Genomic DNA, 24,743 nt, shown 5'->3' with positions numbered 1-24,743 from the left:
GTGCAAAATTAGCGAAAGTTTTCCTTTTTCACTTTTTCGAAAAGAGCCAGGATCTGATGCTCCTCGTTCTCCCAGTTCAGGTGTTCTGCCGCCTTCTCAAGCTCAGGCTGATAATATGACCTTCCTTTCTCCAGGACGGTTTTTATCATGGCCGCCAGGTTTTCAGGATCATGATTTTGCACCACCTCACCCACTTTAAAATCATTATATATTTTCATCATTTCAGGGAAGTTGATCATAACAACCGGAACCCGCGACTGTATATAATCGGCCACTTTGTTAGGCAGCGAATAAAGGTAACTTACTCCGCCGTTTTCCTCCAGGCTCAGGCCAACGTCTGCGGTACGGGTGAGTTTGCGCAGGTCGTCCGGATGAAGTTTGCCGGCAAAATGAACCCGGTCTTTCAGTCCTTCATCAACCGAAAGTTTTTCATATTGGGTACGCATCGGTCCGTCACCTGCAATGACCAGCTTAGCGCCGTTTATATGGTGCATAGCCCTTATTGCGCTGGGTATTCCACGTGACTGATTTACAGCACCCTGATATAATATAATCTTTGTTTGATTTTCGGGGAGGGTTATTTGTTCTTTGATGATACGGGGTATGTTGCGTACCACAACAGGATGTACACCGTATTCTCGGGTAAACCATTCCGCATAACTCTCACTTTCCGTCATCATATATCTGAGGCCGGGTACGAGTCTTCTTTCAAGGAATTTCCACACCTTCTGCGTCCAGCGGCCTTTGATGGCGGGCATCTCAGTGAAAATTTCATGACTGTCAAAGACCAGCGGGATCTTATATTTCCGGGCAATGATCATATTGGGTAAAAGCGCGTCCAGGTCATTTGCCAACAAAACCGTTTTCGTGTCTGTTTTTCTGTCCAGTTCCTTATAGAGTTTCCACATAAACTCGGGGTAGGCAAACCGGAGAACACGGGATCTTATGCGAATCCGAGAAAACGGATAAGGCCTATGCATCTCTTCTGCGCCGCCCCAGTCGTTACCAATCAGCTGAATACCCTGCCCATTCTCATAAAGTGTGCGGCAAACCTTTTCAATCCGCTGATCTGTATAGAGACTGCTGAACGCCGAAACCAGAATTTTCATGAAGGCGTTTTTTCATTTCTGACCAGATGATACACCTGTATAAAACACAAAATTGCATTGGGAATGATTATGGGCCACAGCATACCGCTGAAAATGCCGTAAATGACAAAGAGGATACAGCCTATCATATTAACAAAGCGGATTTTCCTTACATCTTTCAGTATAAAACTTAAAACGATAAAGACCGAGGCTGCATACCCGCAATAACTGGCGATTTCTGGGCTCATAAAAATTGATTTTGGAGCGCAAATCTAATCATTTCCAGTAAGATATTGAAAATGGGCCTGCCAGAAAGTCATTATTTGAATTTTGGTAAAGTATTTGTAACTTAGAGTGTAACTAAGGCCGGAATTCGCCGCCTTATTTTTAAACGAGAACCTAATTATGGATTATAAATTTTCAGATGGTTTGGACAAAGTTTTCAAACACAGCAAAAGCGAGGCTCGACGGCTGAAAAGTGAATTCCTGAACACTGAACATCTGCTTCTGGGAATCATAAAAACCGAAAATTCCGCGCGTGAAATTCTGCAGAACCTTAATGCAGACCTAACTCAAATCCGCAGAAAGATTGAAACAATGAGCGTTTCGGGAGTAAATGTGCTGAATGATGAAATTCCGAATATATCATTTACCAAACTGGCAGATCAGGCGGTAAAGCGTTCTGAACTGGAATGCCGTCAGTATAAAAGTTCAGAAATCAATACAGTACACCTTCTTCTGGGCATACTTTATAAGTTTGAAGACCCGACTTCCAGCATTTTGAGTGCTTACGATGTTGATTACGAAGGTGTATCACGTGAATATCAGCTGATGCTTAAGAATTCAGGGGAAACTCCGAAGATGAGTGCTTATGACGATGATGATGAGAGGGAAGAGTATGGCCAGATGCGCAAGCCGGGTGCCAGTCTGGGCGCAGGTAAAAGTAAAACTCCAACACTTGATAATTTCGGCAGAGATCTCACCACGCTGGCAAAAGACGGTAAGCTGGATCCCGTAATAGGACGCGAAAAGGAAATCGAAAGAGTTTCGCAAATCCTGTCGCGCCGCAAAAAGAACAACCCGCTTCTTATAGGTGAACCCGGGGTGGGAAAGTCAGCCATTGCTGAGGGCTTGGCACTACGTATTCACCAGAAGAAAGTTTCCCGCGTTTTATACGGTAAACGGGTGATTACTTTAGACTTAGCCAGTTTGGTGGCGGGTACAAAGTACCGTGGTCAGTTTGAGGAAAGAATGAAGGCAATAATGACTGAGCTGGAGAAAAACCGCGATGTCATACTGTTCATTGATGAACTTCACACTATCGTTGGAGCAGGAAGCTCTACAGGCAGCCTCGATGCATCAAATATGTTTAAGCCTGCTCTCGCACGGGGAGAGATCCAGTGCATAGGCGCTACAACCCTGGATGAATACCGTCAGTATATTGAAAAGGACGGTGCTTTAGAGCGCAGGTTCCAAAAGGTGATGGTTGAACCCACATCAATTGATGAGACAATACAGATCCTTAAGCAGATTAAGGACAAATATGAAGACCATCATAATGTTACCTATACAGACGAAGCTATTACTGCCTGTGTTAATCTGACTTCTAGATACATTACAGACCGTTTCCTGCCGGATAAAGCAATTGATGCGATGGATGAAGCGGGCTCCCGTGTCTATATCAAGAACATGAAGGTTCCTACTGAAATCATTGTCAATGAAAAGAAAATAGAGGAAATAAAAACCCAAAAGCAGCAGGCTGTAAAAGCCCAGGATTATCTTGAAGCACGTAAACTTAAAGATGAAGAGGAAAGGCTTACCCGTGAACTAGCCGCAGCTCAGGAGCAGTGGGATAAGGATGTGAAGGAAAAGAAAGAAGTTGTTAGCGAGGAAAGTGTGGCGGAGGTCGTTTCCATGATGAGTGGTATACCTGTAACCAAGGTAGGTAAAAATGAACTGGACAAGCTGGCGCAGATGGATGATAAACTGAACGGCAAGGTGATCGGTCAGGAAGATGCTGTGAAAAAGGTGGTGAAAGCCATTCAAAGAAACCGTGCCGGTCTTAAAGATCCTAACCGACCTATTGGTACGTTTATCTTCCTGGGAACCACCGGCGTTGGTAAGACAGAACTGGCGAAAGTGATGGCCCGCGAACTCTTTGACAGCGATGATGCGCTTATCCGTATTGACATGAGCGAATATATGGAGAAGTTCGCTGTTTCCAGGCTGGTAGGTGCGCCTCCGGGATATGTAGGATACGAAGAAGGAGGGCAGCTCACTGAAGCCGTCCGGAGAAAGCCTTACGCAGTACTGCTTTTGGACGAAATTGAAAAAGCGCATCCTGATGTATTCAATATACTTCTGCAGATTCTGGACGAAGGACACATTACCGACAGTTTGGGCCGTAAGATTGACTTCCGGAATACGATAATCATCCTTACATCTAATATCGGAACCCGGGACCTTAAGGATTTTGGAGATGGAGTAGGATTCGGCACAACAGCCAAAAAATCATCTTCGGACGCACGTGCCAGAGCAACTATTGAAAATGCGCTGAAGAAGGCTTTCGCACCGGAATTCCTGAACAGAATTGATGACATTATCATCTTTAACTCACTTTCCAAAGAAGACATTAAACAGATTATTAATCTGGAACTTTCCAAATTGTACGCGAGACTCGAAAAACTGGGCTATTCTGTAGAACTGACCGAAGAAGCTCAGGATTTTATTGCCGAAAAAGGTTGGGACAAAGACTTTGGTGCACGTCCGCTGAAGAGAGCTATTCAGAAATATATCGAAGATCTTATAGCTGAAATGCTTGTAAATAAGCAGATCTCCGAGGGTCAGACCATTGTGTTAAAACTGAATGAGGAAAAAGATGGGCTGGAGAAGGAAGTGGCTCCTAAAACAAAGAAAGAAAAAGCCTAATAGCTGAATTTATTAAACCGGGGACCGCAGAAATGCGGTCTTTTTTATAGCGTGTTACCGCGCAGGCTTAGGAAATAAGTGTACTGTCGATGACGCTGATGCACAGCATAAATCCTTGGAACGCGTACAATCATTCCTAAAACCTTAATTTTGCAAAAATTTACTTAATAATGAAGATTGTAGTTGGACTTTCCGGCGGAGTGGATTCTTCAGTAGCTGCGTACCTTTTGCAGCAACAGGGTCACGAGGTGATCGCTCTCTTTATGCGGAACTGGAACGACGCTTCTGTCACATTAGAGGATGAATGCCCCTGGGTAGAGGACAGCAATGATGCCCTTATGGTAGCTCAAAAACTGGGAATTCCTTTTCAGGTGATTGATATGAGCGACCTGTATAAAGAAAGAATCGTGGATTATATGTTTGCCGAATATCAGAACGGGCGTACACCCAATCCGGATATTCTGTGCAACCGTGAGGTTAAGTTTGATGTTTTCCTGGAAACTGCGCTGTCTCTGGGTGCTGATAAGGTAGCCACAGGACACTACGCCCGTGTTGATTCGTTTGAAAATGAAAGCGGTGATACCACCTACCGTTTAATGGCGGGTAAGGACAATAATAAGGACCAGTCGTATTTCCTGTGCCAGCTTAGCCAGGAGCAGCTGTCAAAAGCCCTGTTCCCCATTGGCGAACTTACAAAGCCGGAGGTTCGTGCGATTGCGAAGGAAATAGGACTTGTTACTGCAGAAAAGAAAGATTCCCAGGGACTTTGCTTCATAGGTAAAGTTAGTCTTCCAACTTTCCTTCAGCAGCAGTTGGTGCCGAAACAAGGCGAGATTGTTGAAATATTCAATGATTTTCCCGCTTTTCACGAGGAAATCCCGGAATTTAACTCCAAGCAGGAGGAGTTGGAGTTCCTGTCAGCTAAAATAAAATACAGTAAAGAGGACGGTAAAGTGATCGGAACCCACCAGGGCGCACAGTTCTTTACAATTGGCCAAAGCAAGGGTTTAGGAATAGGTGGGCACAAAGAGAGCTGCTTTATTATTTCCAGGGATATGGAACACAATATCATTTACGTAGGTGAAGGCCGTAACTTTCCGGGACTCTTCAGAAAGGCGCTTAAGATTGATAATGCCGATGTTCACTGGGTTCGCGAAGATTTAAGGCTGGAAAACGGCGGATCAATGCCGGTGCAGGCCCGGATCAGATACAGGCAGGGCTTGGAAGAAGCGGTCTTGTATCAGTTTGAGGACGGCCTCTACATCGAGTTTGCTGAACCGCAGTCCGCTATTGCGGAGGGTCAGTTTGCAGCTTGGTACAACGGTGAAGAACTGCTGGGGAGCGGTGTGATATCTTAAATACCTCAGTTGATTACAGAATTCAGAGTGAAACTTTCATATTGGCCATTTGACGTTGATTACTCATTTAAATAGTACTAAATTTACGGTAAAAATTTCTGCAATGACTAAAACGACATTCTCCGTAGCCGCTGTGCTGGCTTTAATGCTCACTTCCTGTGCTACAACCAAGACGTATACAATTGAATCAAAAAGCAACTCCGAGGTTCAGGGAACCGCAATGTTTACCCAAAAAGGGGGTTCAGTAGAACTGGATATGAATGTGCTGAAACTGAAACCAAACGGCATACATGCGGCACACATTCATGAAAACGGAGACTGCAGTGCTGCGGACGGAAGTTCAGCCGGTGGACACTGGAATCCGACTTCACACGACCACGGTAAATGGGGTATGGGCGAACACCATATCGGCGACCTGGGAAATCTGAAAGCGGATGGTAACGGTACTTCAAGACTGGTGATGAAAACGGACAAATGGTGTCTGGGTTGTAGTGATCCTGCAAAAAACCTCTACGGAAAATCAATTATCATTCATGCTCAGGCCGATGATTTCAAAACCCAACCTACCGGAAACGCAGGGGGAAGAATAGGGTGCGTGGAAATAAAATAATCCAAATACTTATAGAACAAAAAAATCGTCATTGGAAAATGACGATTTTTTTTGTTTATGATTGATGGCTGTTAAATCATTTCAGAAATTATATTGACTGCTTCTTCCAGATAAACATCTTTGGAAAGCATCTTTTTCCAGTTCTCAGTCTTTTTCCTGAAGACTTCATCTGTCTTTTCCCGCTGCACTTCCTGAGGATAAATGGAAAACACCAGTCCGTTATTGAATTTATCCAGTTTCTCAAATTTCCTGATTTCATCTTTTCGCTGTTTCATCAGTGCGAAAAACTTGGTTTGGTTCACCGTAATACTCTCTTCCTTACCCATTTTTTCCTTCCACTGTGCAGATTCAAGCAATAACTGATAATTGGAGTTTACGCTCATTCGCTGCGCGCTGTTTTGCTGCATTTTCGGAATATTGATGCCGTTTACTTTATTGAAAGCTACCTGAGGAATTTTGTCCCAGGCCAAGGCATAATCGTCATAGCGTTCTCCAATTTCGGAAAATGTGAAGAAGTCCTTCATCTTTATATCCGATTCAATACCTTTCTTCTGCGTGGATTCGCCGGTAATACGGTAGAACTTCTGAATGGTGAGTTTCAGCGAACCGAAATCATCATTGGTATTCAGGAAACGGTTCAGGTCCACAAACGTCTGTACAGTTCCTTTACCGAAGGACTGGGGAGATCCCAGCACTACCGCGCGGCCGTAATCCTGCATGGCCCCTGCCAGAATTTCGGAAGCCGAGGCAGAAAGTTCATTCTGCATAATTGCCAGTGGTCCCGTCCAGATTGGTGCATTGGTTTTATTTCTAAGAGTCTGAATCTTACCCTGTCCATCCTTAACCTGCACATAAGGCCCGGCATTCATGAAAAGCCCCATGATGTCACCAACTTCAGTCAGTGATCCACCGCCATTATTCCGCAAATCCAAGATAATTCCCTGTACATTCTGCGCTTTCAGCTTGATGATCTCATTTTTAATATCGTCAGAGGCATTACGGCCATCTTCCTTGTCAAACTCGGCATTGAATCCCGGAAGGTTAATGAATCCGAATTTCTTGCCGTCTTTAGAATTTATGATGATGCTTCGGGCATAAGTATCCTCCATGGCCACTTCCTCACGTATCATTGTGACTTCCTTCACAGTTTTATCTTTCTTCTCAACGGTTAAAGTTACTGCCGTGCCTTCCTTGCCGCGAATAAGCCTTACCGCCTCATCAGACAGCATGCCTACCACATTGACGGCCTCCTTGTTTGGCAGTGATTTTACTTTGAGGATTTTGTCGCCTTCGGAAAGCTGTTTGGATTTCCAGGCAGGTGCTCCAACAGTAAGTGCTCCCAGAAATAGGTTTCCTTTTCTCTCCTGGATAATGGCTCCGATGCCTATCACTTTGCCGGTGAAGTTTACATCAAAATCTTCTTTATCCCGGGGTGAAAAATAATTGGTATGCGGATCGAAAACCTCAGAATAAGCATTCATATAGACCGTAAACCAGTCCATTTTCTTTCTTTTCTTAAAACGTGTAAAGGTTTCTCCCATAAGATCCTTCACCTCACCTGTCGCCTTAGTCAGTTTTTGCTCGGGGGTCAGAATTTCCAGTTTTATGGTATCCTTAAGACCGAATTTCTGAACACTGTCCTTCTTTTTTCGCTGGCTTTCTTCCCTGCTGTTAAGCGTTTCCATTTCCTGAAGGATATTGTACTTGATGAATTTCTTCCATTCATTATACTGCTCCTCGCGGTTAACCGGTGCTTTTTTAATTTTGTGTTCCAGGACAAGCACTTCATCCTCATTCAGATTTATAGGCTTGCTGAAGATTTCCTGCGTGATCTTGTCTATCTCGTCCACACGCTGATAAAGCCTGTCCACAGTAAGTTTGTAGAAGGTAAGGTCACCTCGGTTCAGATAATCATCAAGTTTAGTACGGTGTTTGCTGAATTCAGCCATATCGGACTGCAGGAAATACCTCTTGCCGAAATCTACCATCTCAAAATATTTATCGTATACCTCCTGGGAATACGCATCGTTAATGGGTTTCGGACTGTAATGAAGATAAGAGAGCGTGTTTTTCACGCTAACCATGATGGTCTGCATCTTTTCGTCGTCATTCTGGGCTGCATTGAAACAGAACATCAGACTCATTAAAGGAACAAATAAAAGTAATTTATTTAGTTTGGACTTTTTAAACATACTGTAAACTTATACTGTTATTAGTTAAAATATAGCCGTGGTTGTTACACGGCTCGTCAGAACTTCAAATTTAATACCTAATTGCAAGATAACGGGGTTTTTTAATTATTTTTGTTAAAAATAGAAAGGAATATGCAGAGACCTCAGATATTAGTCACCAATGATGATGGCATAACCGCTCCGGGTGTTCGGAATCTGGTTGAATTTATGAATGAAATAGGCGATGTGACTGTGGTTGCACCTAACTCTCCACAAAGTGGCAAAGGTCACGCTATTACCATTAATTCTACCCTGACATTTGAAGAAATACAGCTGGAAGGCCCACAAAGGGATTTTTCACTGAGCGGTACACCGGTGGACTGTGTAAAATTCGCCCTGGACAAGATATTAACTCGTCGCCCGGACATTGTTGTCTCAGGAATTAACCACGGAGCCAATTCATCCATCAACGTCATCTACTCAGGTACCATGTCTGCAGCGGTAGAAGCGGGAGTCGAAGGCTTGCAGGCAATAGGATTCTCGCTGCTGGACTTCAGCTGGGACGCCGATTTCAGCCAGGCCAAGGAGTATATACAGCAAATAGTTACCAGGTCTCTGGAAAACCCAATGCCTAAAGGAGTGGTTCTTAATGTGAATATTCCTAAACTAAACAAAAACAAGATCAAGGGAATCCGTGTTTGCCGTCAGGCAGTAGCTAAATGGGAAGAAAATTTTGATGAAAGAATCAATCCGCACGGCAAGAAGTATTACTGGCTGACAGGTTATTTCAACAATATGGACTCGGGCGCCGATGCAGATGAGAATGCGCTCGCTGAAGGTTATATATCGGTGGTGCCGGTGAAGTTTGACCTTACCGCACACGAGCATATGATCAGCCTCGGTGAAATACTGAATTCAGATGCTAACGCGTCTTAGACTTAATGCTAACAAACTGAATGTCATACGGCACCGTGAGTGCCAGATGAATCAGCACGGCGGGAAGCGGTGATTCAAACCAAATAGCCATCGCGCAAAGTAAAATACCAAAGGGAATGCAGGACAGCATCTCCCTTTTTCCGTTTACAGCATGCAGAAGAACATACAAAACAACATTTAATGCGACGGCGTTAAAGGTTCCGAACCGGTCTATGCAGATAAACAGAAAAAATCCCCTGAACCATATCTCATAAGTGGCTATAAAGGCAATCCGCACTGTAAAATACAGGAGAAGGAACCCGCTGCTCAGGAGTTTCGGATGAACAGAAACCTTATTTTGCTGAAGGTCTTTTTCAGCAATAAAATAGGCGAAACAGGACGTAAGCAAGACCAAACCGCCAAGCAACAGCCATTTTGATAAGCCTGCGTCTACCGGAAACATTTCTGGCAGGGGAAAATAAAGCAGTGGCAGAAGTCCGAACGTCAGGATTCCTGTCACATTCAGCAAAATAAGCAGTGAAGGACTTCCCACAGCGGTTTCCGGGTTAAGCAGGCGAAGTGAATTTCTTCTGTATGCAACCAGAAGGACAGCAGTGAATACGGCGATGCTGACAATGAAGGGTTCCATGAGCACAAATTTCCGCAAATATAGATGCTTCCAACCTAATCAAGCTGATTTGAAATAATAGTTGAGTCCGCAAATAAATTTTCTTAACTTCACTCTACTAAATAAAGTACTCATGTCCAGGAATTTAAGCGCACTTTCAAGCCGTAAAGGACTTCAGCGGAATTTGTTTGAACAAATGGGACTGGCAGCGATAGCCGCTGACGGTACGCCGGCTCCTGAAGATCTTGCCCGGTTGGCAGATGAATTTCTTATCGGTGATGCGAATACCTACGGCAGCATCACAGCTTATGATTTTATGAAACCTGAAAACAGGGGAAAGCAAATCTACATCTGCAATGGTTCCGCCTGCCTCTGTGCCGGTACACAGGAAAAGATTAACGAAATAGTGAAACAGCATTTTGAGGAGTCTGCGATAGGCCATATGACCTGTTTGGGTCGCTGCCACGAAAGTTCCTCTTTCCATTATCAGGGAAAAAATTACTCAGGTAACAGTATTGACCAACTGGAAAATCTTCTTAAAAAAGAAGAAGTGGTTCAGAACGGACATTATGGAGTTTCTGCCGCTTACCCGCTCCTCACGGAATCTTTTAATGATGTGAAGGAATTTAAAGCGCTGCTTTACACTGCTTTGCAAAGTGGTCCTGAGAAACTCCTGGATGAAATAAAAATTTCTCAGATTCGCGGTCGGGGTGGCGCCGGTTTTCCTATGGGAATAAAATGGGAAGGTTGCCGTAATGAAATTTCAAACGAAAAATTCATCATTTGTAATGCCGATGAGGGAGATCCGGGTGCGTTTTCAGACCGCTATCTTTTGGAGGAGAGGCCTTTGTCCGTGCTTTTCGGTATGCTGATAGCCGGTATCTGCACGGGTGCAAATTGGGGTGTCCTCTTTATCCGTGCGGAATATCCTGAGGCTGTACATACAGTTGAAGAGACAATCCGGCAGCTATTAGCAAATAAACTGATTGGAGAAGATATTCTAGGTTCAGGTTTTACTTTTAATTTTAAGGTAATAAAAGCACAGGGTGCCTACATTTGTGGCGAGGAAACCGCGCTTATAAACGCCATAGAAGGGCAGCGCCCTGAAGTACGTACAAGACCGCCGTTCCCTACCCAACAAGGGCTTTTCCTTAAACCCACTGTGGTGAATAATGTAGAAACACTGGCAGCCGCCAAATGGATTGTACAGCACGGAGGATCTGCATATGCCCGATTGGGAACCGAAAAATCAAGAGGTACCAAACTGGTGTCTCTGGACGGAATCTTCAACAGACCGGGGATTGTAGAGGTTGAAATGGGTACACCGCTGGAGAAAGTTATTTATGAATTGGGTGGTGGCTTCCGCAAGCCGGTTAAGGCGCTTCACATTGGAGGGCCCTTGGGTGGCATTGTACCTGTAGAGAAAATTTCGTCACTTACGGTGGATTTTGAATCTTTTGCGGCAGAAGGTTTTCTATTAGGCCATGCATCTATAGTCTGTATACCTTCGGATTTTCCCATGATAAAATATCTGGAACATCTTTTCCAGTTTGCGGCTTTTGAAAGCTGCGGAAAATGTTTCCCCTGCCGTTTGGGCACTAAACGCGCGCATGAGATGCTGCACGCGGCAGCCCATGATATGAAGACAGTAAACAGGGAACTTTTTATGGATTTGCTGAACACCCTGCAGCAGGGTTCATTATGTGCACATGGCGGCGGAATTCCTCTGCCGGCACGAAATGCACTTATGTATTTTGTGGATGAGCTGAACCTGCATTTCAATTAATATCTCCAGAATGATGGAAAACATTGCCTATATCAATAACCAGCCATTTGAATTCTATCCCGGCGAAACCATGCTTACCTTCATACGGAGGCATAAAGGGCAGCAGTCAGTTCCCACGCTTTGTGATGCACCTAATCTGGAGCCCTTTGGCTCCTGCAGGGTTTGCTGCGTTGATGTGGCGCTGGAACGGGACGGGAAAACAAAAGCGATGGCTTCCTGCCACTCACCCATGGCGAAAAACCTTTTTATTTACCCGGAATCGCCTAATATCCAGAGTCTAAGGAAAAACATCCTTGAACTGGTACTTTCGGATCTGCCGCCTGACCGACGTTTCAGTAAAAGTACCCAGCCTTCGGAGTTTGACCGTGTGGTTCAGAATATCGGTATAAAGGGTGTCAGATATGAAACATCAGGTAAAGATTATTTCTTACCGGATACAAGCCATCCTTATATGCGGTCGGACCTGAATAACTGCATCAACTGTTTCCGCTGCGTTCGCGCCTGCGATGAGGTTCAGGGCCAGATGGTACTCAATATGGCCGGCAGGGGATATGAAGCACATATCATCAAAGGGATGGACGTTAGTTTTATGGAATCAGACTGCGTAAGCTGTGGCGCCTGCTCACAAACCTGTCCTACCGATGCCATCACCGATATTTTCCAACTGTCTGAAACTGTTCCTGAAAAGATAACAAGAACTGTCTGTACCTACTGCGGGGTGGGTTGTAACCTCAATGTCGCAAGCCGGGGTAATGAAATAATTTCTATAACAAGTCCCTATGATGCTGAAGCCAATTTGGGTCATACCTGTCTGAAAGGCCGCTATGCCTTTAAATTTTACAATCATACGGACCGGCTTCGCAGCCCCATGATCAGGAGAAACGGTCAGTTCGAGGAGGTTAGTTGGGATGAGGCCTACTCATTTATAGTTGAGAATTTCAAAAAAATACTCCTAAATGACGGACCGGATGCCATTGCCGGCATATCATCGGCACGCACCCCCAACGAAGAGAATTATCTGATGCAGAAATTCATGCGTGCAGTTATTGGTACTAATAATATAGACTGTTGTGCCCGGGTTTGCCATTCGCCAACTGCTTTGGGTATGCAGCGGGCCTTTGGAACCGGAGCTGCCACCAATTCCATAGATGATTTGGCCTACACGGACTGTATCCTGGTGATCGGTGCCAATCCTACTGTTGCGCATCCTGTAACAGGTGCCCGGATCAAGCAAAGAATGATGAAGGGAGTAACTGGCATCGTGATCGATCCCAGGAAAATAGAGTTGGCCAAATTCGCAAAATATCACCTTCAGCTCAGACCGGGTACAAACGTCGCCTTGCTCAACATGATGTTGTACTATATTATTAGTGAAGGATTGGAGGATCAGGAATTCATACGTAACAGAACAGAGGGTTATGAGGAAATGAAAGGCGAAGTCCTGAAACTGGATATTGATGAACTGGAGCGCATCACAGGTGTTGATAAAAATCTGGTCCGGGAAGCCTCAGTTGCATACGCTGCGGCAGGGGCTGCCATGGAATTTCATGGTTTGGGTGTTACTGAGCAGATGCAGGGAACATTTACAGTACAGCTTATTGCAGATCTTGCGATGATCACAGGCAATATCGGAAAAAAGGGCGCCGGCGTAAATCCTCTGCGCGGGCAGAATAATGTTCAGGGTGCTGCAGATATGGGTTGCCAGCCTCACCAGGGTGCTGGCTATCTGGATGTAACCGATCCCAAAATTAATGAAAGATACAGTCTTTTTTACGGCCGTAACCTGCCAATGCATATTGGCTACAAGATTCCCGAAATGTTTGATGCAGCTATTGCAGGAAAATTAAAGGCGCTTTGGCTCATTGGTGAAGATGTCGTGCAGACGGACCCCAACACGAAGAAGGTGATCAATGCACTGAACAGTCTGGAAATGCTCATCGTGCAGGAGCTTTTCATGACAGAAACTGCGCGTCATGCCACAGTAATCCTGCCCGGGACTTCGTTCCTGGAAAAAGAAGGCACATTTACAAACGGCGAGCGACGAATCCAGCGCGTACAAAGAGTAGTACAGCCATTGCAAGGAACAAAGACCGACGGTCAAATTATAGTTGATATAATGAATTTAATGGGTTATCCCCAGCCGGATTATAGTGCGGGCGTAATGTTGCAGGAGATTTCCCAGATCGTTCCCTTCTTTGCAGGCGTAAAATGGACCGAACTGGGAAACAGCGGAAAACAGTGGCCGGTGGCGCCGGATGGCACTGATACCAAACTTTTGCATGTGGAAAAATTTAACCGCGGCCTGGGAAAATTTACCTTCATCAATTTTAAAGAATCCAATGAAATCGAAAATTACGGTAAGGACTATCCCTACATAATCACCACCAACCGTGAGTTGGAACATTATAACTGTGGTGCAATGACGCGCCGTACCGGCAATGTAGAAATTCTTACTGAAGATCTTTTGCTCATTAACCCGGAAGATGCGGCCAGGGAAAAAATTCAGAACGGCGATTTTGTGTGTGTGGAGTCTCCGCGTGGAAAAGTAGACATCAAAGCCAGAATAACGGAGGAAATGAAACCGGGAATATTGAGTTCAACCTTTCATTTCCCTGAGGTTATGCTGAACATCATCACCTCGGACGAACATTGTTCCGAAGCGATGTGTCCAGAATATAAAGTGGTGAGCTGCCGGATAAGGAAAAGCAAAGGAAAGTATAAGAAGATGATGGACGCGCAGGAAAAACGTTGACGTTATCGTGAAAGGGTATAGGAACAGATTTTGCCGCACTTTCCGTAATATATAAGTATGAATAATATTCTTCAACATATAACAGAATTTGCAGACAGAGCTCATGGTGAACAACTCCGCAAATACGCACCGGACAGATATATTGTTCATCCGATTAGGGTGATGGAAACTTTAAAAATATATACCTCTGATATTTCTGTTCTTGCTGCTGCACTGCTGCATGATGTGTTGGAAGATACTCCGGTTACCGCCGGGGAAATGCGAAAGTTCCTGAATATATACCTGAATGAAGACGAGACAGAAAGAACGGTGGATCTGGTGATCGAGCTGACGGATGTTTATATTAAAAAGAATTATCCACTTTTGAACCGTCGAACCCGTAAAGAAAAAGATCTGCAGCGGTTAATACGCATATCGCCTGACGCGCAGACAATAAAGTATGCCGACATTATGGATAATGCGCAGGAAATTTCTGCCGGGGACGGCGATTTTGCACGCGTTTATCTGCGTGAAGTACGTCAAATACTCCTCAAACTTAACCGTGGAAACAGCGAATTAAGGGAGAAAGCTTTGGTGGTGGTAGATGCGGCGCTTGTGGCCTTGAAATCCAAATGACTGTCAATAATAAAATGGCAACGAATGAGAATTGAAAATGATATAAAACTTGGTTTTAAGGATGTGATGATCCGGCCAAAACGTTCTACATTAAAGTCACGCGCCGAAGTGGATTTAACAAGAAAATTTATCTTCAGGAACTCGCAGAAAGAGTGGAACGGTATACCGCTTATCGCAGCGAATATGGATACGGTGGGCACATTTGAAATGGCTGTTGCACTGGCAAAAGATGGATGGATGACTGCTGTTCATAAACATTACTCGCTGCAGGAATGGGATCAATTTCTCAGTACTCCTACAGATGGAATTTACGAACATATTGCAGTGAGCACAGGTACAGGTAAAGAAGATGAGCAAAAAATCAGAAACCTCTTTCAACACCACTCGCGGCTGCAGTTTCTGTGTATTGATGTGGCAAATGGTTATTCGGAATATTTTGTAGAATTTGTTCAGAAAATGAGACATCATTTTCCAGCTAAAACGATTATGGCGGGAAATGTGGTGACGGGCGAAATGGTGGAAGAACTGATTCTCGCCGGTGCAGACATTATTAAGGTCGGTATTGGTCCCGGCTCCGTATGCACCACCCGAATAAAGACAGGTGTGGGATATCCGCAACTTTCTGCTATCGTTGAGTGTGCTGATGCCGCACACGGTTTGGGCGGACATATTATTTCGGATGGAGGCTGCAGAGTTCCCGGCGATGTGGCCAAAGCCTTTGGTGGCGGAGCCGATTTTGTGATGCTTGGCGGCATGCTGGCCGGACATGCCGAAAGCGGTGGTGAGATTGTTGAGGTTGACGGTAAAAAATTCCGCCAGTTTTATGGTATGAGCTCAAAGACCGCTATGGACAAACATGCTGGTGGTGTCGCAGGATATCGTGCCTCCGAAGGCAAGACTGTCCAGGTGCCCTACCGTGGTGCCGTAGCAGAAACCGTTCGGGATATCCTGGGCGGCGTGCGTTCTGCGTGTACCTATGTAGGTGCGTCAAAACTTAAAGAGCTTTCCAAACGAACCACATTTATCCGTGTGGCCGAACAGCATAATGAGGTTTTCGGTGACTGATAATCTGTATACGAAATAAACCGCTCCGCCCATTGCGCTCGGCATATTCTTTACCCAAAGAACATATAGGCCAAAATAACAGATGTAGTAATACCCACCAGGTCAGCCAGCAGCATGGCTCCAACCGTATATCTTGTGTTCCGGATATTTACCGCTCCATAATATACCGCGATTACATAAAATGTAGTGTCTGAACTTCCCTGAAGAATACCAGCTAAACGTGAGGGGAAGGAGTCCGCGCCGAAGGTGGCCATAGTATCTACCATCATACCGCGTGCTCCCGACCCCGACAGAGGTTTGATGAGCGCAGTCGGAAGTCCGTCCACAAACCTTGTATCGGTGCCTGCAGCCGCAGCCAGCCACTTCATTCCGTCTATGATCACCTCGAACACACCGGAAGTTCTGAGCATGGAAATTGCGATAAGCATCCCAACCAGGTAAGGAATGATTTTCACGCAGGTCCAGAAACCTTCTTTTGCCCCTTCAATAAAAGCATCAAAAACATTAATTTTCTTATAAATCCCGCCCAGAACAATAGCGAAGAAGATAAGCAGGATAATTCCGTTGCTCAGCACTTTGGAGAAACTGGCAAGTTCGGACTGGTTAAGGCGTAGCAGGAATACGACCAGAGCAGCAATTACCGCTGAGATCCCGCCGATATACGCCAGTATTACAGGCTGAAACAGATTTATTCTCTGCTTAACGGATACGATGATCATAGCGGCCATTGTAGCGGCAAATGTAGCAATAAGGCATGGCAGGAAGATATCAGTTGGGTTCTGAGCATTCATCGAGGCCCTGATGGCAATAATCGATACGGGAATAAGCGTTAGGCCACTTGCATGAAGACACAGAAACATGATCTGCGCATTGGATGCCCGCTCAGCAGATGGATTCAGGGTCTGCAGGCTTTCCATGGCTTTCAGTCCAAATGGGGTGGCGGCGTTATCCAGACCCAGGAGATTAGCGCTGAAATTCAGCATCATATGTCCGAATGAGGGGTGGTTTTTAGGAACTTCAGGAAACAGTCTGGAAAAAAACGGCTGTATCATCCTGGAAAGCAGGTTGATGCCACCGGCCTTTTCAGCAATACTCATAAAGCCCATAAACAGGGTCATAATACCGATAAGCCCTATGCAGATTTTTACTGCCGTTTCGGAAGTGCCGATTACGCCGTCCGTAGCCTGTACGCGGTAGACCTGAACATTCTGTTTCAGGCTGTCCGTTTTATAGGAAATATGCTGCTCTTCGTAGAGATCGGTTTTTTTCAGTGCCTCCTGCACCGTTGGCGTCATGCTGGCAAGCGGCTGCTGTGCAATTTGGACAGTGTCTCCGCCCTTTCCCACAACCATGTCATTATAAATATCGCCGTAGGCCGGGAAAAAAAGATACTTTATGCTCGCTACTAAGATGGCAACAATGATGAAGGCTGACCATATTCTGCTTAAAACCATTCTTCTGAAAATTTCGTTAAAAATAGGCCTTTTCGGAAAACAATGTTAAATATCATGGATAAACCATGGAAACTTTTTTATTGCGCATTTTAAAGTTTCGTAACTTTAGTATGTCAAAATGCAGATGATGGGCTTACCTTGATGCAGCATCCTTTCCTAGAAACTAAAAACCATCAATACTATGAGTGCACAAACACAAGATTTACGTAATGTGGTGATGCTGGGACATTCCGGTTCCGGCAAAACCACGCTTATAGAGGCAATGTTGTATGAAGGAGGAGCCATAAGGCGCCGCGGCAGCGTAGAGGGTCACAATACCGTAAGTGATAACACAGATCTGGAACATCAGCGGGAAAATACAGTCTTTTCGCACCAGATGTTCGTAAACTGGAAAAACAATAAGATCAATGTTCTGGATACTCCGGGTTTTGATGACTTTGTGGGTGAGGTAGTGTCTTCGCTGAAGGTTTCCGATACTGCCGTTATTGTCCTGAACGCTGCTAATGGTGTAGAGGTAGGTACCGAACTTGTATGGGAATATGTTCAGCGTTATGAAACACCCGCAATTTTCGTTATCAATCAGATGGATCATCCCAAGGCTGACTATGACAGTACCCTGCAGCAAGCTCGTGAAAGATTCGGTTCCCGCATTGTACCAGTACAGTATCCGCTGAACGCTGGCGACAAGTTTAACCGGATTATTGATGCGTTAAGGATGGTGATGTATGAATTTCCTGAAAGTGGCGGCAAGCCCGAAAAGATGCCTATTCCCGAAAGTGAGATACAGCGGGCAAATGAGATGCATAATGCTCTTGTAGAGATTGCCGCTGAAAATGAGGAAGGACTCATGGAAAAATATTTTGAACAGGGAACACTTACGGAGGAAGAACTGGCAAAAGGGATAACCATCGCATTAGCGCACCAGCAGTTTTTCCCGGTTTTTGTCTCTTCGGGCCTGAAAGACATGGGCAGTGGGAGAGTCATGGGCTTTATTGATGATATTGCGCCCTCACCGCTGGACCGTCCGGCCAGGAGGCTGCTAGATGGCAGTGAGCTGACCTGTGATCCCACTGAAAAAACCACCGTATTTATTTACAAAACAAGCTCCGAACCTCAGGTGGGGCTCCTTTCCTACTTTAAGGTGATGTCCGGAATCCTGAAACCGGGAGATGAACTTGTGAATGCCGAAACCGGAGAAATTGAACGAATTGCGCAGTTATTTGTCTCTGAAGGAAAAGAGCGAATTCCCGTCGGTCAGCTGGAGGCTGGTGATTTGGGGGTAACTGTAAAACTTAAGTCTGCGCGCACCAACAGCACCCTTAATGCCCGTGGTGGCACCAGGAGCATAAGGCCGATGGAATTTCCCGAAAGCCGTGTAAGGAAGGCTGTTTGGGCTGAAACTACAGCCGATACGGAAAAGCTTTTTGCAGCTCTTAACAAAATGAAAGAGGAAGATCCAACCCTGAAACTTGATATTGATGCGGACACCCATGAAGCCATCATTGGCGGACAGGGGCAGTTGCATCTGGATTTGCTGAAACAAAGGTTGGAGAAGGATTTTGGGGTAAAGATGCAGATGAAAGATCCGCGGATTTCTTACAGGGAAACCATTACGGGACGTGCTGATGCAAGTTACCGTCATAAAAAACAGTCAGGTGGTGCGGGACAGTTTGCTGAGATCCATATGCGTGTTGAAAATTATTACGACGGAATGGACGAACCATCCGGACTGAGTATCCGTCAGAAAGATTTTGAGGAGCTGCCCTGGGGCGGTAAACTGGCTTTCTACTGGTGTATTGTAGGAGGCACCATAGACAACCGTTACATCGGAGCCATCAAGAAAGGGATCATGCAGCAGATGAAAAACGGCCCTTTAACTGGATCTCCATGTCAGAACGTACGGGTAGTGGTATACGACGGAAAGATGCACAGTGTGGACAGTAACGATATATCATTCCAGCTGGCAGCTTCCGGCGCATTCAGAGATGGTTTTAACAATGCGAAGCCCCAGCTGCTGGAACCCATGTACCATGTTGACATTCTATGCCCAGAGGAAGCCACCGGGGATGTGATGGGTGATCTGCAAACCCGACGTGCCATGATCACCGGTATGGACACTGAAGGTCATTACCAAAAGATTATGGCTGAGGTGCCGCTGTCCGAAATGAACGACTATGGATCTTCACTAAGATCTATTACCGGCGGCAAAGCGAAGTTCAGCATGAAATTCTCGGACTACCAGCTGGTGCCGTCAAATGTGCAGCAAGATTTGGTGCAGAATTACCGCGCAACGGCAGTTGAAGTGTAATTATTGATTAAATATTGACCGGATGGCCATTTCTTTACGGGATGGCCGTCCTCTTTAATGAGAACCGTCTACTCCTCCAGGTAAACCAGTTCCTCACCCGGATTCTGATTAATATCTGAAAGTATTACCGCAGTTTTTGTCTTGGCCATCAGGTGTTCCACAAAAAATGAAGTTTCAAAAAACTGTCTGTGAATGCCCTGTAGCAGTTTCATAAACAAATCCATACCTACCTTGTTGTTGTGCAGGTCCATTTTTTTTTCCAGCGGTTTATTGGGGAAAAGTTCCTCGTGCAGGTCGGTAATTTTCTTACAGTAATTCAACGCCTTTTGCGGAGAGGAAACCTTGCAGCAGTACATCAAAATCAGGCAGGTCCATAAGGCATGCCGGTAAGCATTGCCGATTCCGTTTGCAGCACTGGTCTTCGGAAAATGTTTTTGCGCAATGGAAAAAGACCTTACAGTTGCGTAAAAACTCAAAAGTGTGAATAAAGGATGAGGAGCCGTGGCTCTGATAAGCATCACGATCTTTTCAAAGCTTAAGGTAGAAAGAGTATGGACAAACAGGGTAGGTAACTTCCGCATAAACAGAAATCTCACCCGATAAGGTGAGATCTATAGAGTGTTTTAAAATTAAGCCGGGGTCAGTAGTTTAACCGTTTTGGAAACTGTTTCCTTGATTTCGGTGCGGCGTACGATGAAATCAACAAATCCTTTTTCCTGAATGAATTCAGATGTCTGGAAACCTTCCGGCAAATCACGGCCAATGGTCTCTTTAATAACGCGCGGGCCTGCAAATCCGATAAGCGCACCCGGTTCTGCCATAATGATATCTGCCGTCATCGCAAACGAAGCGGTGATCCCGCCAAAAGTTGGGTCGCACAGATATGCAATATAGGGAAGGCCGGCTTCAGACAGCTGTGCAAGTTTACTCTGCACTTTAGCCAATTGCATCAGCGAATAAGTGGCTTCCTGCATTCGGGCACCACCGGACTGACATATAATCATGTACGGAAGTTTATTTTCGATGCAGTAATCCACCGCACGGCGGATTTTCTCACCCATTACAGAGCCCAAAGATCCTCCAATGAAAGAGAAATCCATACAGGAAACCACCATAGGCGCACCGTTCACGGTTCCGGTAGCGTTCCGTATTGAATCTGTGAGTTTGGTTTTGGCCTTCACCTCCTTCAATCTTTCTGAATATGCTTTTGTATCCTTAAAGTTCAGCATATCCACACTTTCCACGTCCTTATCCAGTTCTTTGTACTGATTTCCGTCAAAAAGCATTTCAAAGAATTCGGTACTGCCTATGCGCACATGGAACCCGTCTTCAGGAGAAACATAATTGTTTTTCCTGAGCTCTTCATGCTCCACTATCTTTCCGGATGGGGTCTGGTGCCACAAACCTTTAGGAACGTCCTTTTTGTCTTCTGTAGAAGTTGTTATATTCTGCGCCTTTCTTTTAAACCAGTCAAATGCCATTATCTAATATTTATTAAAACTGAATTCCAAAGGAGTTCTGTAATTTTCCGATTTACTGAGCTCCTTTGGAATTCTAACTGTTACTTAAGGGTGTTTACATTGTTCAGGTCCTCAAATGCCTGAACCAGTCTTGTTCCGAATGTTTCTTCACCTTTTCTGATCCAAACCCTTGGATCGTAGAATTTCTTGTTAGGTTTGTCATCACCGTCCGGGTTTCCGATCTGCGCTTTCAGATATTCCATCTTTTCAGCCACATAGTCGCGAACACCTTCAGTATATGCAAACTGAAGATCAGTATCGATATTCATCTTAATTACTCCGTAATCAATTGCTTCCCTGATTTCTTCCAGTGAGGAACCGGAACCGCCATGGAATACAAAATTGATCGGTTTTTCAGCTGTGCCAAATTTTTCCTGTACAAATTTCTGTGAATTGTCCAGAATCTTAGGGGTAAGTTTTACATTACCCGGCTTATAAACTCCGTGAACATTACCAAATGCTGCAGCAATAGTGAAGTTATCAGAAATCGCCTTCAGTTTTTCATAAGCGTAAGCCACCTCATCAGGTTGTGTGTAAAGTTTGGAGGAATCAACACCTGTATTGTCTACACCATCTTCTTCACCACCTGTAACACCAAGTTCAATCTCCAGTGTCATGCCCATCTTTGCCATTCTTTCAAAATATCTGCAGGAAATTTCCATATTTTCTTCCAAAGATTCTTCAGAAAGGTCCAGCATATGCGAACTGTAAAGTGATTTACCGGTTCTTTTGTAGAAATCTTCGTTGGCATCCATAAGACCGTCAATCCATGGAAGTAGTTTTTTCGCGCAATGGTCGGTATGTAAAATCACGGTAGCACCGTAGGCTTCAGCCAATGTGTGAATGTGCTGTGCACCAGCAATACCGCCCAGGATAGCAGATTTTTGTCCTTCAGTACTCAGGCCTTTACCACCGTTGAAAGCAGCACCGCCATTCGAAAACTGAATAATTACCGGCGAGTTTAGGTTGGCAGCGGTTTCCATGGTAGCATTTACATTGCTGGAACCAATAACATTTACAGCGGGAAGCGCAAATTTATTCTCTTTAGCATACTGAAAAAGGTCTGTTACCATTTCACCTGTGGCAACTCCTGCCGGAAACATTCTACTCATAATTTTTACTTTTTAAGGATTGAATCTGTGTTTTGAAATATCCTGTAAAGTTAAGGTTTTTTTGCGAATGACTTCAGTTGCGTCTGTCTTTTCCCCAAAGTAATCTTTCCCGGAGTTTGTCAAAGAAATTAATATCCCTGGGCAGGAGCAGATTCAGTTCAAAAGGTGCTTTCTTAAGCCGTACTTCTTCCTCAATATCAAGTTCATAAAGACGGGAGTCCAGTGACAGCGAATACTGTGGGACACGGCTGGTGACCTTCAGATGAATTTCTACATCGTCCTGCACTACAATGGGCCGCACATTCAGGTTATGGGGCGCAATGGGCGTCAGTACAAAATTATCGTTGGTGGGCGATATGATGGGTCCGCCACAACTCAGTGAATACGCTGTTGAGCCTGTAGGGGTGGACACGATGAGACCGTCTGCCCAGAAAACCGTCAGGAAATCATCGTTGATATAGGTGTCAACCGTGATCATTGCCGTGGTTTGTTTACGGCTGATGGAAACATCATTGAGCGCGTAAGGGAATGCGATGCTGTTTTTTTCGGTAAAGACTTCAATGACCGACCTTTTACTTAGGACCAGGTCGCCTTTCACTATACTGTCTATATTATTGAATATGTCTTCTTTGCTGAAACTCGCCAGGAAGCCCAGCCTGCCGGTATTTACGCCAATGACCGGAATCTCGAGGTCCTGAATATAGATAAGTGCGTTAAGGATGGTTCCGTCTCCTCCAAAACTGAAAAAGAAATCCACACCGTGGGTCTGGAGTTCGGCTCTTGAACTGAAAGTTTCAAAATCCTTTGAGAACTGCAGGTCGTTCGCAGTGTCGCTGTGCAGTACGGATTCTATTCCGCGGCCCGCAAGCTCAGATATGAACCTGCTTAGGTACAGAAAAGTATCCAGATCCTTTTTCTGAGAATATATGGCAACTTTCATTGATATCTGTTTGTTAAAATTCCAGGAATTTCTGAAAAAATCCAAAACGGTCCTTCAGTAAATCCTCTTTCTCGTCGCTGTAATGTTTATGTACCACATTATAGCCATATCTTTCGAAAGTCTCGTCTATGGAGGTTAGGTTTTCACTGCTGATCTTCATCGTAAGCCAGAAATTATCTTCGTTGATTGCACTTACATAGCAACCGTAAATCTTGGCATTATTGGTTTCCACAATCTGGGAAATTTCTGTAAATGAATAGTGTTTGGAGTTGGTCTGTATAGTGAGTATGGCGCCCGGTTCGGAAAAAAGAGGGTATTTAGAAAATTCACTGAATATATCGTCGCAGGAAATGTAACCAAGATATTTTTCGGTAGCGCCGATCACGGGTACGACATTGGAATTGAAAGTGTGAAATAGCTTTACGGTGTCCAGAATACTTCCGTCTGCCTGAATAGCAAATTTCTCAAAATGCAGTTCCAGACTGCCCAGCGGGCCTTCGGGACTTTCCTCCAGAAATATCTGGCTTAGGGCACCTGCATAGATTCCTTTCTTTTTTATGAAGACATGCGAATATCCAAACTCCTTGGCAAATTCCGAAGCAGCCTCTACAGAATCGGTCCAGTTAAACGCAGGATAGTCCTTGGAAATATAATCTTTAATAAACATACGCTAAAATAATAAAATTTGAAGACTAGCGCATTTTTTGTGTAATGTTTCGCTTAAGCTGTTAAATAGTTTGGAAGATAAGGCTCAATTGTAATATCTTTGTCGCCTTTCATTTTTACTTTTTATTAGATTTATTTCAAACTGCACTGCCTTTCAGGGCTTTGCAGTTTTTTTATTTCAAATCTTTAAAGAAGTGCCACATCGCAATCCCCGCACATACCGAAACATTCAGTGAGTGTTTGGTGCCTAACTGCGGAATTTCCAGAAAAGTGTCGTACAGTGCGAGGGCATCGTCAGAAAGGCCGTCCACTTCATTTCCAAGTACGAGAGCGTACTTTTCCCCGCGCTTGACTATGTAACTGTCGATATTTACACTGGCTGTGGTTTGTTCCAGACCGACAACCGTGCATCCCTGATTTTTAAGGATTTGCAAAGCCTCGGAAATATCCTTTACATAAATCCATTCCACAGTTTCGGTTGCGCCCAGCGCTGCTTTATGGATTTCCCGGTGTGGAGGTACAGGCGTGATCCCGCAAAGGATGACTCTTTCTACAATAAATGCGTCTGCAGTACGGAAAACGGCACCTACATTGTGCATGCTCCGCACGTTATCCAACACCACGGTAACCGGGATTTTGGTGATCTGCTTAAAGGTTTCCCTGTCCACACGCCCTAAATCTTCAAGTTTTAATTTCGTTGCCATAATTTTTCTGTGCTGCAAAGATACTTTATCGGAACATATGGTGCGGGCATGAACGCCTGTTTTCCCTCTTGTTTATGTGTGGCTCACCTAAGGGCTTCCTGAGAATATTTGTATTTTTACCCT

At 44.8% G+C, this 24,743-nt stretch carries 20 protein-coding genes; 9 read left to right on the top strand and 11 right to left on the bottom strand.

The annotated features are described in order from the left end of the window. Positions 1-8: 8 nt before the first annotated feature. Together P0M11_RS03750 and P0M11_RS03745 are read right to left on the bottom strand one after the other, a co-directional pair. Complete coding sequence (locus P0M11_RS03750) at positions 9-1,109, bottom strand: glycosyltransferase (protein WP_275624519.1); 1,101 nt, start codon at positions 1,107-1,109, stop codon at positions 9-11. Next, the gene (locus P0M11_RS03745; RefSeq protein WP_275624518.1) at positions 1,106-1,336 is read right to left on the bottom strand and encodes a uroporphyrinogen decarboxylase; all 231 of its coding nucleotides are present in this window, start codon (positions 1,334-1,336) and stop codon (positions 1,106-1,108) included. The genes P0M11_RS03750 and P0M11_RS03745 overlap by 4 nt, the downstream gene beginning before the upstream one ends. Positions 1,337-1,493: 157 nt before the next feature. Here P0M11_RS03745 and P0M11_RS03740 point away from each other — a divergent pair, with 157 nt between their 5' ends. The 3 genes from P0M11_RS03740 to P0M11_RS03730 all read left to right on the top strand — a co-directional run bounded on the left by P0M11_RS03740 (position 1,494) and on the right by P0M11_RS03730 (position 5,984). After that, positions 1,494-4,016, top strand: a complete 2,523-nt coding sequence (locus P0M11_RS03740) for an ATP-dependent Clp protease ATP-binding subunit (RefSeq protein ID WP_275624517.1) — start codon at positions 1,494-1,496, stop codon at positions 4,014-4,016. A 170-nt stretch (positions 4,017-4,186) separates the two neighbouring features. Further along, positions 4,187-5,374 (top strand): tRNA 2-thiouridine(34) synthase MnmA, encoded by a 1,188-nt coding sequence (gene mnmA / locus P0M11_RS03735; RefSeq protein ID WP_275624516.1) that lies wholly within the window; start codon positions 4,187-4,189, stop codon positions 5,372-5,374. A gap of 103 nt (positions 5,375-5,477) precedes the next feature. Next, on the top strand, positions 5,478-5,984 hold the full coding sequence (locus P0M11_RS03730; RefSeq protein ID WP_158065190.1) for a superoxide dismutase family protein: 507 nt from the start codon (positions 5,478-5,480) through the stop codon (positions 5,982-5,984). Positions 5,985-6,055: 71 nt separating this feature from the next. Here P0M11_RS03730 and P0M11_RS03725 read toward each other — a convergent pair whose 3' ends face one another. Next, the gene (locus P0M11_RS03725; RefSeq protein WP_275624515.1) at positions 6,056-8,176 is read right to left on the bottom strand and encodes a carboxy terminal-processing peptidase; all 2,121 of its coding nucleotides are present in this window, start codon (positions 8,174-8,176) and stop codon (positions 6,056-6,058) included. 132 nt (positions 8,177-8,308) lie between these two features. Between P0M11_RS03725 and surE the strand changes: the two genes are divergently transcribed. After that, positions 8,309-9,091, top strand: coding sequence for a 5'/3'-nucleotidase SurE (gene surE / locus P0M11_RS03720; protein WP_275624514.1), 783 nt, complete (start codon positions 8,309-8,311; stop codon positions 9,089-9,091). Here the strand turns inward: surE and P0M11_RS03715 are convergent. After that, positions 9,078-9,719 carry a CPBP family intramembrane glutamic endopeptidase gene (locus tag P0M11_RS03715; RefSeq protein ID WP_275624513.1) on the bottom strand — a complete coding sequence of 214 codons (642 nt, stop codon included), beginning with the start codon at positions 9,717-9,719 and terminating at the stop codon, positions 9,078-9,080. The two genes, surE and P0M11_RS03715, sit on opposite strands and share 14 nt — an antisense overlap. A gap of 112 nt (positions 9,720-9,831) precedes the next feature. On the opposite strand from P0M11_RS03715, the gene P0M11_RS03710 reads away from it, so the two are divergent. From P0M11_RS03710 to P0M11_RS03695, 4 genes are read left to right on the top strand one after another with little or no spacing between them, the layout of a single operon-like run. Further along, a complete protein-coding gene (locus P0M11_RS03710) occupies positions 9,832-11,484 on the top strand; it encodes an NADH-ubiquinone oxidoreductase-F iron-sulfur binding region domain-containing protein (protein WP_275624512.1) in 1,653 nt (550 codons plus the stop codon). A 10-nt stretch (positions 11,485-11,494) separates the two neighbouring features. Beyond that, positions 11,495-14,236 (top strand): formate dehydrogenase subunit alpha, encoded by a 2,742-nt coding sequence (fdhF, locus tag P0M11_RS03705; protein WP_275624511.1) that lies wholly within the window; start codon positions 11,495-11,497, stop codon positions 14,234-14,236. Positions 14,237-14,293: 57 nt separating this feature from the next. Next, positions 14,294-14,851, top strand: coding sequence for an HD domain-containing protein (locus tag P0M11_RS03700; RefSeq protein WP_275624510.1), 558 nt, complete (start codon positions 14,294-14,296; stop codon positions 14,849-14,851). Between the two features lie 24 nt (positions 14,852-14,875). Then, positions 14,876-15,916: a GMP reductase gene (locus P0M11_RS03695; RefSeq protein ID WP_275624509.1), complete on the top strand. Its 1,041-nt coding sequence runs from the start codon at positions 14,876-14,878 to the stop codon at positions 15,914-15,916. 50 nt (positions 15,917-15,966) lie between these two features. Here the strand turns inward: P0M11_RS03695 and P0M11_RS03690 are convergent, their stop codons facing one another. Beyond that, complete coding sequence (locus P0M11_RS03690) at positions 15,967-17,370, bottom strand: nucleoside recognition domain-containing protein (RefSeq protein ID WP_275624508.1); 1,404 nt, start codon at positions 17,368-17,370, stop codon at positions 15,967-15,969. 181 nt (positions 17,371-17,551) lie between these two features. Between P0M11_RS03690 and P0M11_RS03685 the strand changes: the two genes are divergently transcribed. Then, entirely contained in the window at positions 17,552-19,678 is a 2,127-nt protein-coding gene (locus tag P0M11_RS03685; protein WP_275624507.1) for an elongation factor G, read from the top strand. A gap of 68 nt (positions 19,679-19,746) precedes the next feature. Here P0M11_RS03685 and P0M11_RS03680 read toward each other — a convergent pair whose 3' ends face one another. The 6 genes from P0M11_RS03680 to P0M11_RS03655 form a co-directional block, all read right to left on the bottom strand. Continuing rightward, positions 19,747-20,259 (bottom strand): hypothetical protein, encoded by a 513-nt coding sequence (locus P0M11_RS03680; protein WP_275624506.1) that lies wholly within the window; start codon positions 20,257-20,259, stop codon positions 19,747-19,749. Positions 20,260-20,307: 48 nt separating this feature from the next. Further along, positions 20,308-21,159, bottom strand: a complete 852-nt coding sequence (gene accD / locus P0M11_RS03675; RefSeq protein WP_158065179.1) for an acetyl-CoA carboxylase, carboxyltransferase subunit beta — start codon at positions 21,157-21,159, stop codon at positions 20,308-20,310. An 80-nt stretch (positions 21,160-21,239) separates the two neighbouring features. After that, on the bottom strand, positions 21,240-22,310 hold the full coding sequence (gene fbaA / locus P0M11_RS03670; protein ID WP_275624505.1) for a class II fructose-bisphosphate aldolase: 1,071 nt from the start codon (positions 22,308-22,310) through the stop codon (positions 21,240-21,242). 73 nt (positions 22,311-22,383) lie between these two features. Further along, positions 22,384-23,250 carry an NAD kinase gene (locus P0M11_RS03665; protein WP_158065177.1) on the bottom strand — a complete coding sequence of 289 codons (867 nt, stop codon included), beginning with the start codon at positions 23,248-23,250 and terminating at the stop codon, positions 22,384-22,386. A gap of 13 nt (positions 23,251-23,263) precedes the next feature. Continuing rightward, a complete protein-coding gene (locus P0M11_RS03660) occupies positions 23,264-23,917 on the bottom strand; it encodes a CBS domain-containing protein (RefSeq protein WP_275624504.1) in 654 nt (217 codons plus the stop codon). A gap of 172 nt (positions 23,918-24,089) precedes the next feature. After that, positions 24,090-24,620 (bottom strand): RNA methyltransferase, encoded by a 531-nt coding sequence (locus P0M11_RS03655; protein ID WP_275624503.1) that lies wholly within the window; start codon positions 24,618-24,620, stop codon positions 24,090-24,092. Positions 24,621-24,743: the final 123 nt, after the last annotated feature.

Origin of the sequence: Kaistella sp. PBT33-4 (assembly GCF_029194425.1) — a bacterium.
GTDB lineage: Bacteria > Bacteroidota > Bacteroidia > Flavobacteriales > Weeksellaceae > Marnyiella.
This window is presented reverse-complemented; position numbering and strand designations above follow the sequence as displayed.

Excerpts from the sequence above, each read along its gene's own strand:
- P0M11_RS03750 (WP_275624519.1), bottom strand. The coding sequence starts at position 1,109 with ATGAAAATTCTGGTTTCGGCGTTCAGCAGTCTCTATACAGATCAGCGG.
- P0M11_RS03745 (WP_275624518.1), bottom strand. The coding sequence starts at position 1,336 with ATGAGCCCAGAAATCGCCAGTTATTGCGGGTATGCAGCCTCGGTCTTT.
- P0M11_RS03740 (WP_275624517.1), top strand. The coding sequence starts at position 1,494 with ATGGATTATAAATTTTCAGATGGTTTGGACAAAGTTTTCAAACACAGC.
- mnmA (WP_275624516.1), top strand. The coding sequence starts at position 4,187 with ATGAAGATTGTAGTTGGACTTTCCGGCGGAGTGGATTCTTCAGTAGCT.
- P0M11_RS03730 (WP_158065190.1), top strand. The coding sequence starts at position 5,478 with ATGACTAAAACGACATTCTCCGTAGCCGCTGTGCTGGCTTTAATGCTC.
- P0M11_RS03725 (WP_275624515.1), bottom strand. The coding sequence starts at position 8,176 with ATGTTTAAAAAGTCCAAACTAAATAAATTACTTTTATTTGTTCCTTTA.
- surE (WP_275624514.1), top strand. The coding sequence starts at position 8,309 with ATGCAGAGACCTCAGATATTAGTCACCAATGATGATGGCATAACCGCT.
- P0M11_RS03715 (WP_275624513.1), bottom strand. The coding sequence starts at position 9,719 with ATGGAACCCTTCATTGTCAGCATCGCCGTATTCACTGCTGTCCTTCTG.
- P0M11_RS03710 (WP_275624512.1), top strand. The coding sequence starts at position 9,832 with ATGTCCAGGAATTTAAGCGCACTTTCAAGCCGTAAAGGACTTCAGCGG.
- fdhF (WP_275624511.1), top strand. The coding sequence starts at position 11,495 with ATGATGGAAAACATTGCCTATATCAATAACCAGCCATTTGAATTCTAT.
- P0M11_RS03700 (WP_275624510.1), top strand. The coding sequence starts at position 14,294 with ATGAATAATATTCTTCAACATATAACAGAATTTGCAGACAGAGCTCAT.
- P0M11_RS03695 (WP_275624509.1), top strand. The coding sequence starts at position 14,876 with ATGAGAATTGAAAATGATATAAAACTTGGTTTTAAGGATGTGATGATC.
- P0M11_RS03690 (WP_275624508.1), bottom strand. The coding sequence starts at position 17,370 with ATGGTTTTAAGCAGAATATGGTCAGCCTTCATCATTGTTGCCATCTTA.
- P0M11_RS03685 (WP_275624507.1), top strand. The coding sequence starts at position 17,552 with ATGAGTGCACAAACACAAGATTTACGTAATGTGGTGATGCTGGGACAT.
- P0M11_RS03680 (WP_275624506.1), bottom strand. The coding sequence starts at position 20,259 with ATGCGGAAGTTACCTACCCTGTTTGTCCATACTCTTTCTACCTTAAGC.
- accD (WP_158065179.1), bottom strand. The coding sequence starts at position 21,159 with ATGGCATTTGACTGGTTTAAAAGAAAGGCGCAGAATATAACAACTTCT.
- fbaA (WP_275624505.1), bottom strand. The coding sequence starts at position 22,310 with ATGAGTAGAATGTTTCCGGCAGGAGTTGCCACAGGTGAAATGGTAACA.
- P0M11_RS03665 (WP_158065177.1), bottom strand. The coding sequence starts at position 23,250 with ATGAAAGTTGCCATATATTCTCAGAAAAAGGATCTGGATACTTTTCTG.
- P0M11_RS03660 (WP_275624504.1), bottom strand. The coding sequence starts at position 23,917 with ATGTTTATTAAAGATTATATTTCCAAGGACTATCCTGCGTTTAACTGG.
- P0M11_RS03655 (WP_275624503.1), bottom strand. The coding sequence starts at position 24,620 with ATGGCAACGAAATTAAAACTTGAAGATTTAGGGCGTGTGGACAGGGAA.